The organism is Hymenobacter sp. BT18 (genome assembly GCF_012273015.1).
GTDB classification, from domain to species: Bacteria; Bacteroidota; Bacteroidia; order Cytophagales; family Hymenobacteraceae; genus Hymenobacter; species Hymenobacter lutimineralis.
In genome coordinates this window covers 4,564,782-4,577,180 of sequence record NZ_CP050954.1, presented here as the reverse complement: position 1 = coordinate 4,577,180, position 12,399 = coordinate 4,564,782, and the positions used below count along the sequence as shown (strand labels likewise).

The window sequence follows — 12,399 nt, the reverse complement described above, 5'->3', positions numbered from 1 at the left end:
TATTTAAAGAGCTTCCTACTTACTATGGCTTCGAAACGCACTTAATCCGTTTCCTGCTAAGCTGAACAGTAGCAACCTTCTGCTGGGAGGGTAGTACTAATCTGGGGCCAGCCGCGGCGCAGATTTCCTCCCGAAACTGCCGGTAGCCGGCCTTCCCTCCCACCAACCAAACCCTAAATCCGGAGAAATATGTTAGCTATGGATTACCGAGGCCCGAAGCGGGTCCGCGCCGTGCAGAAACCCATGCCGGAAATCAAGCATCCCCAGGATTCCATCGTTAAGGTGCTGCGTACCTGCATCTGCGGCTCCGACCTGCACCTCTACAACGGCAACGTGCCCGATACCCGGGTAGGTACCACCTTCGGCCACGAGTTTGTGGGAGAAGTAGTAGAAGTAGGCTCGGAAGTCACCAAAGTGAAAGTTGGTGACCGGGTTCTTGTGCCCTTCAACATTGCCTGCGGCGAGTGTCACTTTTGTCGGCAGGGCATGTTCGGCAACTGCCACGAGTCCAACACCGAAGCTACGGCCGTAGGCGCCATTTTTGGCTACTCGCATACGGCCGGCGGCTACGACGGCGGCCAGGCGGAATACGCCCGCGTTCCTTACTCCAACGTAGGGCCCACCATCATTCCGGAGGGCATGGACCTGGACGATGCCGTGCTGCTCACCGACGTGGTGCCCACGGGCTACCAGGCCGCGGAAATGGCCGGCATTCAGACCGGCGACACGGTGGTGGTGTTTGGCGCCGGCCCGGTGGGCATTATGGCGGCCCGCTGCGCCTGGCTGTTTGGGGCTGGTCGGGTCATCATCATCGACAAGGAAGAATACCGCCTGGAGTTTGCGCGCAATTATTCCTACTGCGAGGCGTACAACTTCGAGGAAATTGGCGACCCGGTGGTGTTCATCAAGAAGATTACTGACTGGATTGGGGCCGACTGCGTAATTGACGCCGTGGGCGCTGAAGCTGCCGGCAACGCCATGCAAACTATTACCGGGCGCAAGCTCCTGCTGCAGGCCGGCTCGGCCACGGCCGTCCACTGGGCCATCAACTCGGTGAAAAAAGGGGGCGTGGTGTCGATTGTGGGCGTTTACGGCCCTACCGACAACCTCATTCCCATTGGCAACGTGCTCAACAAGGGCCTCACCATCCGGGCCAACCAAGCCTCGGTAAAGCGGCTGCTGCCCCGCCTGATTCAGCACGTGCAGAACGGGACGCTCAACCCCAAAGGGCTGATTACCCACCGCATTCCGCTGGCTGAGGTGGCCGACGGCTACCGCATGTTCTCCGCTAAGCTGGACAACTGCATCAAACCGGTGCTGATACCCTAATCTGCCAACCCGAAACGCCGACTGACCCCATGGAAACCAACGTAATCAATACCCCCATCGACCCCAAGCAGATTCCGGGCTGGGGTGTGGATGCCGACCCCAAAAACGACCCTACCTACCCCATGCGGACCCGCATGAATGTAGGCCAGGATCCTGACAGCAAGCACCGCCCCACCCTGCAGCACGATGATACCGAGAAGCTACGCTCCATTGAGCGGCCCAACGTATCGGCCGTGTATGGGACTACCGTACCGCCAAGCGGCCTTAGCGGCATGATTCGCCGGGTGGCCTTTCACTACAGCGAAAACCGCTACCGGCACTGGCTGCCCCTGGTGCTGGCCGACCGCGTAAACGTAGTGGAAGGCATTATCGACGACCTGATCCACGGCACCGTGCCCAACATCTACGCCGAGAAAGGTTACCCCGTCGAGTGGAAGCACAACCGCACCAGCCTGATTCTGAAGCTGGCTACCGTGGCTGCCCTGGCGGCGGGCACGGTGGTGCTGCTAAGCTCCGGCGACAAGAAGCCCGCTAAGCGCAAAGGCTACCAGCGGGGCTACAACGCTCTGTAACCTGTGGCTAGCCAAGCCTTGGCGCTACAACCGAAAAAGCCCGAACGGATTCCTCCGCTCGGGCTTTTTGCTGGGCAGGTGGTTACTTTCTTCCCCCGATAATTTCGTCGACCACGGCAGGGTCCAGCAGCGTGGACGTGTCGCCCAGGTTGCTGGTGTCGCCCTCCGCCACCTTACGCAGAATGCGGCGCATGATTTTGCCCGACCGGGTTTTGGGCAGCCCCGTTACAATCTGAATTTTGTCGGGCTTGGCAATCTTCCCGATTTCGGCCACAATGGTTTCGATGATGCTGGCCTCCACGTGCGACTTGTCCGTGGTGGTGTCGCAGGCGCCGGGGCGGCAGATGACGTAGGCGTAAATGCCCTGACCTTTTACATCGTGCGGAAAGCCTACCACGGCACTTTCCACCACGTTGGCGTTCTGGTTGATGGCATTCTCGATTTCCGCCGTGCCGAAGCGGTGCCCGCTCACATTGATGACGTCATCCACGCGCCCAATGATGCGGTACAGCCCGTTCTCGTCGCGCCGGGCGCCGTCGCCGGTAAAGTAATAGCCCTGGTATGGGGTAAAATAGGTTTGCACGGCGCGCTCATGGTCACCGTAGGTGGTACGGATAATGGCCGGCCAGCTTTGCTTGATGGCGAGGTAGCCCTCTTTGTCGTTGCCCTCAATTTCCTGGCCTTCCTGGGTGAGTAGCACGGGCAATACGCCCGGCATGGGCCACCCGGCGTGCGTGGGCTTGCTGGGCGTAATGCCGGCCAGGGCCGAAATCATAATGCCGCCGGTTTCCGTCTGCCACCAGGTATCCACGATGGGGCACCGCTCCTTGCCCACGTGCTGGTAGTACCAGTACCAGGCTTCTTCGTTGATGGGCTCCCCTACCGAGCCCAGCACCCGCAGCGAATCCAGGGAGTAGCTCAGAACGTTGTCAAGCGGGGCGGCCATCAGGCTGCGGATGGCTGTGGGCGCCGTGTAAAAAATGCTGACGGAGTGCTTATCGATAACTTCCCAGAAGCGGCCGGCGTCGGGGTAAGTGGGAATACCCTCGAACATAAGGGAAGTGCTGCCGGCCAGCAGCGGCCCGTAGAGCAGGTACGAATGCCCCGTCACCCAGCCCACATCGGCGGTGCACCAGTAAATGTCGTTTTCCTCGATCTGGAACACGTTGCGGAAGGTGTAGTCCGTCCACACCATGTAGCCGGCAGTGCTGTGCACCACGCCCTTGGGCTTGCCGGTGCTGCCCGAGGTGTAGAGGATAAACAGCGGGTCCTCGGCGCTCATTTCCTCGGCCGAGCAGGTTTTGGCCACACCTTCGGCCTCCTCATGGTACCATACGTCGCGGCCCTCCTCCATCTGCACGGGCCAGCCCAGGTGCTCCACTACCAGCACGCGGCGCACGGAGGGGCATAGCTCCAGGGCTTCGTCTACCACCCGCTTCACCGGAATCTGCTTGGTGCCGCGGTTCAGGCCATCGGCCGTAATGACTACCGAAGCCCGGGCATCATTCACGCGGTCGGCAATGGCCGTGGCGGAGAAGCCGGCAAAGATGACGGAGTGTACTGCCCCAATACGGGCGCAGGCCAGTACGGCAACGGCCAGTTCCGGAATCATGGGCATGTAAAGGCACACCCGGTCGCCCTTCTCCACGCCGTTGTTGTGCAGCACGTTGGCAAACTGGCACACGCGCTGGTGCAGTTCCCGGTACGTGAGGCGCAGGTGACGCTCCTTGGGGTCGTTGGGCTCCCAGATCAGGGCCAGCTTATTGCCGCGGGTGGCCAGGTGGCGGTCCAGGCAGTTTTCGGTGATGTTGAGGCGGGCCCCAGCAAACCACTCGTTGCGGCCGGCTGGCATATCGGAGGTGAACACCTTATCCCACTTACGGCGCCAGGTAAAGGGCGCCGCCACCGAGGCCCAGAACTCTTCGGGGTGATGAATGCTGAGGTAGTAGGCTTCGTGGTAGCCTTCGATGCTGCGGATGCGCGGGTGTTTGGGCGAGGTGTCGGGCATGGGAAAGAAGAAATGTGAGGAGTTAGTGAAATGGGTGAGCAAGGCCAGCTACTGGTTCAGCGGCTTGGTGCCGGCTCCGGGGTTTAGCAGGTCCTTCACTTTGTCCATCAACTGGCGGGTGCTGAAGGGCTTGGGCAGATACAGGTCGGCGCCGGCATCGTAGCCTTTTTGAATGTCGGCCTCTTTGCTTTTGGCCGAGAGGAAGATAACGCGGGTGGCGGTGCGGTCGGGGCGCTGGCGCAGGGTGCGGCACACCTGGTAGCCATCCACGTCGGGCATCATAATATCCAGCAGCACCACGTCGAAAGCCGTTCGGTCAATAGCCTCCAGGGCTTCGGTGCCGTTGCGGGCAATGCTGATGGTATAGCCGGCTTTGCGCATCAGAAATTCCAGGGACATGACGATGTTGGGCTCGTCGTCGACAATGAGAATATGCGGAACCATCTTCGGGGAGTGAAGAATGAAGAATGAGGAGCGAGGAATGAAGAATTAGAAGCGAGAAGTTAAGGCGCGGAGGCCGAAGGTGGTGAGAGCAGCTGCTTCATTGTTTATTGTTCATTGTTCATTGTTCATTCCTCATTTTTCATTGAAACGGGCAGCTCCACCGAAAAGCAGGCGCCGTGGCCGGGCTGGCTTTCCACCCAGATGCGGCCGGCGTGCAGCTCCACTATCTTTTTGGTGATGGCCAGGCCCAGCCCCGAGCCTTCGGGCTTGCGCATAGTTTGATGGCGGGCCTGGAAGAACTTGTCGAAGATAAGCTGGTGAAACTCCGGGTCGATGCCCTTGCCGTTGTCCTGCACCGAGAGGCGCAGCAAGTCAGGCCCCGCCTCCACGGCTACCGCAATGCTACCCGAGCCATCGGCCCGGCAGGACTTCACGGCGTTGCTCAGCAGATTCACCAGCACCTGCATCAGCCGGTCCTGGTCGCCCGGCAGCGGGGGCAAATCGGGCGGGATGGTCACGCGCAGTTGAATGTGCTTGTCGCGCAGCAGCTGACCCACGGCGTCCAGGGCGTCGGTAACCACATCGGCCATAGCAACGGGTGCCAACTCCAGCGTAGCCTTGCCCGACTCGTACTTTTCCAAATCCAGCACCAGCGTAATCAGACGCCCCAGCCGCTCCGACTCCCGGGTGATGGTGAGCAGAAACCGTTGCCGCTCCTCCTCGTCCAGATCGGGGTTGTCGGTCAGGATTTCGGCCAGGGCCCGGATGCTGGTAAGCGGGGTGCGCAGCTCGTGGGTAACGGTGTACAGAAACTCATCCTTGTGCTGGTCCAGCTCCTGCAGCTGGTCGTAGGCCGCCTGCAACTCCTGGGTAAGGCGCTGGAGCTGGCGCTGCTGCTTTTGGAGCTGGCGGTTGGCTTCCAGCAGCTGCTGGCTTTCCTTGAGAATGCCCACTACGTTGTCGAAGCTGATGTCTTCCACCCCCACCGAAGAACGCAGCAGCAGCCGGGCCGAGGCCGGGCCGATGGAGCCGGCCAGCAGCTGCTCGGCATAAGCCAGCAGGCGCGGGTCGGCCTGGGGTGGGGCTACGGTATCCGTGGCATGCGCCCCGGGGAACCGGTCCTGAAACGCCTTCAGGGCTTGGTTAGCCCGCTTTTTACCCAGGAACCCGGCCAGCAGCTCCCGCACGTCGGGCAAGGGCGCGGCGCTGTGCCAGCCAGCCGGGCCTTCGAAGCTGGCCCCGTGCCGGAAAACGTCCACGAACACCTCGGCCTGGCGCTGCTCCAGGGCCGAAGGCTGCCGCCCCAGGGAAACGCCCACGTAGAGGCCCAGGTTGAAAAACCAGCTCCAGAACAAGCCGTGCGAGAGATAATCCAGGCCGTCGAGCCCGAACAAGGCAAAGGGCCGCAGCCAGCTTTGCCCCAGCAGGCCGCGGCTGAGCAGGTCGGCGGGCAGCATGCCAGGCCCCACCAGCGTGGGCAATACCAAAGTAAAAAACCAGATGATGAACCCGGCCAGAATGCCGGCGGTAGCCCCCTGGCGGGTGCCGCCTTTCCAGTAGAGCCCGCCCAGCACCACCGGCACAAACTGCGCCACCGCCGCAAACGACACCAGCCCAATGTTGACGAGCGGCAGCAGGTGACCCACCACGGCGTAGTAGCCGTAGGCCAGCAGCAGCACCAGCACCACGGCCAGGCGGCGGCTGTGCAGGGCTACCTGCCCCAAGTAGGCAAACCACCGGGCGCCCTCGGCACGGGCCGCGGGCACGCGCACCAGCAGGGGCATGAGCAGGTGGTTGCTCATCATCACGCTCAGGGCAATGGTTTCCACGATAATCATGCTGCTGGCCGCCGACAGCCCGCCCAGGTAAATGAGCAGCGCCAGCCAGGGGTGCCCCGCCTGCAGGGGCAGGGCCAGTACAAACGTATCGGCGTCGAAGTGCCCGTCGCCGTCGAGCAGGCGGCCCCCAAACGCCAGGGGCAGCACAAATAGGTTGATGATGATCAGGTAAAGTGGAAACAACCACATGGCTTTGCGCAGGTGGTTTTCGTTTACGTTCTCTACTACCGACACCTGAAACTGGCGCGGTAAGAGCAGAATGGCGGCCATGCTCAGCAGCAGCAAGGTAAACCACTGTCCCGGTGTGGTACCGGCCCCTTCCAGCGTAAACAGGCGGCGCAGCTCGGGCAGGGCCGCGGCCCGCTCGAACACATCGGCAAAGCCCCCGAACAGGCCGTAGGTGACGAACAAGCCGGCAGCCAGAAAAGCCACCAGCTTCACCAGGCTTTCCAGGGCCACGGCCAGCACCATGCCCTCGTGCCGCTCGGTGGCCTCAATGGACCGCACCCCGAAGATGATGGTAAAAAACGCCAGCGCCACGGTGGTGTACAGGGCCGAGCCCACCGCCGACGCCGTGTGCAGGGGCTGGCTCAGGCTAGCAGCCGGCCGGGTCAGAATGTCGAAAGAAGCCGCAATGGCCTTGATTTGCAGGGCAATGTAGGGCACTACCCCCAGCACGCACACCACCGTCACCAGGGCGCCCAGGGAGGCACTTTTCCCGTAGCGGGCGGAAATAAAATCGGCAATGGAGGTGAGGCGCTGGCGCCGGCAGATGCGGATGATTTTGCGCAGCACCAGCCAGGTAGCCGGGGCCATGAGCGTGGGCCCCAGGTAAATACCCACAAACTCCAGCCCGAAGTGCGCGGCCCGCCCCACCGAGCCGTAGTACGTCCAGGCGGTGCAGTACACGGCCATGCTCAGGGCGTACACGTAGGGGTTGCTCACCAGGCTGCGCCGGGCCGCCGACCGGCGCTCCGCCGCGTACGCCACCCCAAACAGCAGGGCGAGGTAACCGAAGGAAAAGCCAAGAACCAGCAGCGTGGGCATGTGGTGAGAATTAGGAATGGGTAATTAGCAATTAGTAATTCAGCAAAGAGCAGCAGGCAGGCCAGAGAAATTATTCCTTTTCTATTCCCTGATGAATTCTGTTTTACTGATCAGGAATTACTGATTCTTCGGCGCCCTTACCAGCCAGGCTGTAGCGAGTACCAGCGCACTCCAGGCCAGCAGCACGTAGAGGTAGAGTACCGGGATACCCGCCACCCGCCCATCGTGGTCGAAGACCGCCAGGAAGGGAAAGTTGAGCAGCACCGCAAACAGCAGCCCCACAAACAGCAGGCGCTGCCCGCGCCGCTGCTCCGGCTGTTCCTGGGGAGAAATGGGTGGCATACGTAGGGGGGTTGAGCGTTGCTGACTCGCGGGTTTGGAGGCTATACTACACAATCATCCCGTACTATCGGGTTTCGGCAAACCGCAGCGCGGCATCCGATTCATGCGAAGTCCGCCGGGCCAGCGACACGACGGACTTCACTTTCTCACAAATTCACTTTTTCACCGCTAGTCCATGATGCGCACGTTGCGCACATCGCGCATATAGATTACGCCAATCACGAAGCAGATGAAAGCCACCAGCACCGGGTAGGCCAGCCCGATCAGGCTGCTGTGGTCCTTGGCGAAAGTGCCCTCGGGCTGGGTGGTGGCCCACACGCCTATCCAGGTGGCCACCAGCGGCACAAATCCCCCGAATACGCCATTGCCAATGTGGTAAGGCACCGACAGGCTGGTGTAGCGCACTTTGGTGGGAAACAGCTCTACCAGATAAGCCGCAATCGGGCCGTATACCATCGTCACGAACAGCACGAGGATAAACGTCAGGGCAATCATGGCGGGGATGTTGGGCGTCAGGGCCTTCATCACGGCGGGCACGGCTTTGCCGGCGGCATCCACGGTGGCCGGGGTAATTTCGGTGAGCGGCCCGGCAAAGGCCTTGATGCCGTAGAACAGCGGAATGGTGAACAGCGCCCCGCAGATCATACCCGTCATGATGATGCGCTTGCGGCCGATGCGGTCGGACAGGGAGCCGAAGTACACGAACAGCGGCGTAGCCAGCAGCATAGCCGTTACCAGAATGGTGCTGGAGTCTACCAAGTCCATCTTCAGGGTATTATTCATGAAGGAATAGGCCTGAAACTGGCTGGTGTAGAAAATGACGCCCTGACCCATGGTCACGCCGAACAGGGCAATAAGCACCAGGCGGCGGTTTACGGGGTTCACGAAGGAGTCGCGCAGCGGATTGGTGCTGGTGGTGCCAGTGGCTTTGGCCTTGGCAAACAGCGGCGACTCGTGCAGCTTGCGGCGGATGTAGTAAGAAGCAATAACCAGCAGGCCCGAGAGCAGGAAGGGCACGCGCCAGCCCCACTCCTTGAAGGCCTCCTCGCCCATGATCTTGCGCGTAATCACAATCACCGAAATGCTCAGGATCAGCCCGCCAGTGGCCGTAATCTGGATAAAGCTGGTGAAGTAGCCCCGCTTTTTGTCGGGAGCGTGCTCGGCCACATAGGTAGCGGCCCCGCCGTACTCGCCGCCCAGGGCCAGGCCCTGCAGCAAACGTAGCACCACCACAATGAGGGGCGCGGCAATGCCAATGGAATCATAGCTGGGAATCAGACCCGTCACGAAGGTGGCCCCACCCATAATCAGCAGCGTGACCAGGAAGGTGTACTTGCGCCCGATCATGTCGCCAATGCGGCCGAAAAACAAGGCCCCGAACGGCCGCACCACAAAGCCCGCCCCAAACACGGCCAGCGCCCCCAGCAGGGAATCTTCCAGCTTGCCCTGGTGCCCAAACAGCACTGGCCCGATAATGGCGGCCAGCGACCCGAAGATGTAGAAGTCGTACCACTCGATGACGGTGCCCACCGACGAGGCGGTAATCACCTGCCAGATTTTGCTGGACGAAACGGTGTTGTTGTCGTGGGTCACGGCCTCGTCGGCGACGGGGCTGCCCACGGGCGCGGCACCGGCGTAGGCCGCCGCGTCGCGCTGGGGTAAGTGCTGGTTCATGGGAATTACGGGTTGGAGTGAAAGGTTCGGTTGACAGCTGGGCCGAGGGGCTTACAAGGAAACCTGCGTCTGCAGGGTGATTTCGGGCCGGTACTGCACGTCGTTCACGTTCGTGAAGTCGGGGCGGTGGCGGTAGTTGAGGGTGAACTTGGCGTTGTGCCCGTCCACGTAGAAGTTGGCGCCGGCATCGAAGATGTTCACGTTCTTTTGCTCGCCGGTGCTGGTTTTCAGGCCCTCGTACCCAGCCAGCAGGTGGGAAGCGTAGGGCTGCACGCGCACCTTGGGGCCGAGCAGATTTTTGGGCAGCAGGTAGCCGGCCTGCACGTAGCCCACGTTGCCCGTGCCCGACTGTGGCACGGCGTTGCCGCGGCGGGCATCGGCCCCATAGCCGGGGTTGGCCGCCCCGATAAAGCGCACGTGGTTGGGGCCCATGTTGTAGTTGTAGTACACGCCGTAGAGCGTGAAGGCCGTGCCCGTCTCCTTGTTGAGGGGCGTATCAAAAAACACGTCCGCCGAGAACAGGGCAATGTCGTGCTTTTCCGTACCAATAGCCGCAGTCTGCGCCGGGGTGAAAGCCGTGCCGGGCACGCTCACTACGCTGCCCGTGGGGCGCGACACCATGCCGTCTTTGTTATAGAAGAAGCCGGCCCCAATGTTGAATATGCGCCGGGCGCCCAGGTAGGTGCCCACGTTGAAGGGCAGCAGGTTGCCTTCCTGCTCCAGAAACTCGTAGCTGAAATAGCCCTGGTAAATGTGGTTGGTTCCCTGGGGATTGTACTGAGCCGTGTTGTTGCCGGTGCTGGTGGTCACCTGGTCGGGGGCGGTGCCGGTGGTGGCGGTGGTACCCAGGCCCAGAGGAGTGCTGAAGGCCCCCGTCTGGTTGGTCAGAAACGACTCATTTACTGACAGCGCGTAGTCCAGCTTGCCGATGCGGCCTTTGCCGTACACGCCAATGCCGCGGGCAAACTGGTCGATGGTTTCGATGGTGGGCCAGTTGGTGAGCGGGGCATCCAGCGTGAGGTAGTTGATGGTGCTGGAGCGCGTCATGCGCGAGAGGCCGTTCTGGTAGTGCATGCCGGCGCCCAGGTTCAGGTATTGGTTTACCTTGTATTCCACCACGGCTTCGTGCACAAACAGCTGCGGCTTCTTGCCGTCGGTGGTGGGCGCGGTGCCCCCACTCACGGCTGTCTGGTTATTAATCCCTAGGTGCGTGTACACCAGAAAGCGCGGGTTCAGCTGCGAAAGCACAATAAAACGCGAGCGGCGCAGCGCGAAGTCCACCTGACTATCCTGGGGCTTGCCGGGGGCGCGCAGCGTACCGGTGTTGTTCTTCGTCCAGCGCGACCACACCTGGTGCCAGGTGATAAAGCGCACGTACTTCGAGCCATCGGGCGAGATGTTCACCTTCATGCCCGCCCCGTACGGTACCGATTCGGTGGGGGCAGCCGGAGTGGGTGGCACAGCCGGCGCGGCGGGGGGCGGGGCCGGCTGGGCCGGCGGCACGGGCTGAATCTGAGCCGTGGCGGCGGTAGCCGTGAGCAGGGTGCTCAAAGCCAGCGCATAACGGACGTTTTGCATGGTTGGGGGAATTGCGGTGAGGGAAAGTTCGGCGGGGCCAACCGCCACCGCCTTGGGGTGCCGGACTGGTACCACCAAGTAGAAAAATCCCCCGCTGGAAGCCACACCCCAGCTATAGTTCTGCTAACCGCTATAGGCTTAGGCCTGCCGGAACCGCTCCCACCGGATCATCATGTACTTATCGCCCAGCTCCGTTACCATCAGGCCAGCGCTTTTCAGGTTTTCGGGCTTCTGAAAAAACTCCGCCAACTCTTTCTGGTTAAGTATTTTATACGTGGGGTAGTAGCCGATCTGGCGGGGAGCCTTCACCCCGTACTTCTTCACCCAATTCATGACCGATACGTGGCTCACGCCCAGCAACCGCTCGATTTCGCGGTAGCTTACGCCTTCTATAAACAGCTGCAGGGCTTTAATCACGTAGTACGGATTGGTTTCCTTGCCCGCCTTGGCTACCGAGTAGTGGTAGCCGCAATTCTTGCACTTGTAGCGCTGCCGCTCCCCTACCACGCCACTTTTTGTAGCTTCCATCGATTCGCATTTGGGGCAGCGCAGTTGGGACATGAGGCGGGTGAGTAAGGGCTTACCTACTAGCTATAGGTATTTAGTAAAGATATAGTATTTTAGCAAATAATCTACTAATCATCCTTCTATGCCGGCTTCTAAAAAGATCCGTGGCAAGCGCCGCCGCTTTGCCGGGCTCGAGCAACGCTACCAGCAAGGTACCGCTGCGTTGAATCCTGCCAGCCTGAAGCGTTGGCATTATGAATATGAAAAACTAGGCCTTGGTCCCTGGCACTGGCACCAGCGGCAGCCGCCCAAAGCGGTACGTCAGGTAGCGGCGCAGTACTTACTGGACACTTTCCTGGCCTGGAATCAACAGCTTCACAACCAGCCCGAGTCCTATTATCTGGCGGTTTGGCTGGTTTCGCCCGATTTTGCGCACAGCTCCCAGGTAGTAGCCGGCGTGCAGGAACGCATCAGGTGGTACGCTACGGGTTTCGGCGACGCCGTGCCGGAGGGCCCTCCCCTGCCACCGGAGTACCAGCAGCTACCCGGCGCCGGGCAGCTTTCCTGGCGCACCCACCACTGGGAAGCCATGCTCGACCGGTTTGATTACCCCACCAGCTGGCCCGCCTGGGTGCTTCGCAAGCCGCACCGGCCCTACCAGACCCCTGATGGGCAGGAGTACCTACTAGTGCAAACCGGCTGGGTATGGGTGGGTACGCTACCCACACCCAGCCACCCCGCTTAAGCGGCTGGTGCAGCGTGGCCACCGGGGTAGTTGCAGGCAGTGGAGGACCTTAGGCGCTATTCAGCGGCGCAGCGGCGCAAAGCCGGCGGGGCCACCGCAACTGAGTACCAAGAGTAGTTTTTCTTCGTCCGGGGTGCTGCTTAGCTGGGTGAACCTGGGGCGTTACCTACCCCCAACGCAACTCGGAACTCTGCCTGGGAACCATATGCCAAGGGCTTTCCCGACTGCGGAAACCCCAGGCAAAAAATAGTTGGGGTATATTTGAGCTACCGCGCCCACGGGGCGGCACTCATCCATGCGACGCTTCGCGTACTA

At 61.2% G+C, this 12,399-nt stretch carries 10 protein-coding genes; 3 read left to right on the top strand and 7 right to left on the bottom strand.

Annotated elements, in window-relative coordinates; all coding sequences use genetic code 11:
* Positions 1-189 precede the first annotated feature (189 nt).
* Entirely contained in the window at positions 190-1,329 is a 1,140-nt protein-coding gene (locus HER32_RS19620) for a zinc-dependent alcohol dehydrogenase (protein WP_168683093.1), read from the top strand.
* Between the two features lie 29 nt (positions 1,330-1,358).
* On the top strand, positions 1,359-1,901 hold the full coding sequence (locus HER32_RS19615; protein ID WP_149071548.1) for a hypothetical protein: 543 nt from the start codon (positions 1,359-1,361) through the stop codon (positions 1,899-1,901).
* An 82-nt stretch (positions 1,902-1,983) separates the two neighbouring features.
* Here the strand turns inward: HER32_RS19615 and acs are convergent, their stop codons facing one another.
* The 7 genes from acs to HER32_RS19580 form a co-directional block, all read right to left on the bottom strand.
* Positions 1,984-3,909 carry an acetate--CoA ligase gene (acs, locus tag HER32_RS19610; protein WP_168683092.1) on the bottom strand — a complete coding sequence of 642 codons (1,926 nt, stop codon included), beginning with the start codon at positions 3,907-3,909 and terminating at the stop codon, positions 1,984-1,986.
* 48 nt (positions 3,910-3,957) lie between these two features.
* Positions 3,958-4,353: a response regulator transcription factor gene (locus HER32_RS19605; protein ID WP_149071546.1), complete on the bottom strand. Its 396-nt coding sequence runs from the start codon at positions 4,351-4,353 to the stop codon at positions 3,958-3,960.
* Positions 4,354-4,478: 125 nt separating this feature from the next.
* Positions 4,479-7,238: a sensor histidine kinase gene (locus tag HER32_RS19600; RefSeq protein WP_168683091.1), complete on the bottom strand. Its 2,760-nt coding sequence runs from the start codon at positions 7,236-7,238 to the stop codon at positions 4,479-4,481.
* 117 nt (positions 7,239-7,355) lie between these two features.
* The gene (locus HER32_RS19595) at positions 7,356-7,580 is read right to left on the bottom strand and encodes a hypothetical protein (protein ID WP_149071544.1); all 225 of its coding nucleotides are present in this window, start codon (positions 7,578-7,580) and stop codon (positions 7,356-7,358) included.
* A gap of 168 nt (positions 7,581-7,748) precedes the next feature.
* Complete coding sequence (locus HER32_RS19590; protein ID WP_168683090.1) at positions 7,749-9,254, bottom strand: MFS transporter; 1,506 nt, start codon at positions 9,252-9,254, stop codon at positions 7,749-7,751.
* 51 nt (positions 9,255-9,305) lie between these two features.
* The gene (locus tag HER32_RS19585) at positions 9,306-10,832 is read right to left on the bottom strand and encodes a hypothetical protein (protein WP_232066319.1); all 1,527 of its coding nucleotides are present in this window, start codon (positions 10,830-10,832) and stop codon (positions 9,306-9,308) included.
* A gap of 138 nt (positions 10,833-10,970) precedes the next feature.
* Positions 10,971-11,393, bottom strand: coding sequence for an IS1 family transposase (locus HER32_RS19580; protein ID WP_168683089.1), 423 nt, complete (start codon positions 11,391-11,393; stop codon positions 10,971-10,973).
* A gap of 88 nt (positions 11,394-11,481) precedes the next feature.
* On the opposite strand from HER32_RS19580, the gene HER32_RS19575 reads away from it, so the two are divergent.
* Positions 11,482-12,084, top strand: coding sequence for a hypothetical protein (locus tag HER32_RS19575; RefSeq protein WP_168683088.1), 603 nt, complete (start codon positions 11,482-11,484; stop codon positions 12,082-12,084).
* Positions 12,085-12,399: the final 315 nt, after the last annotated feature.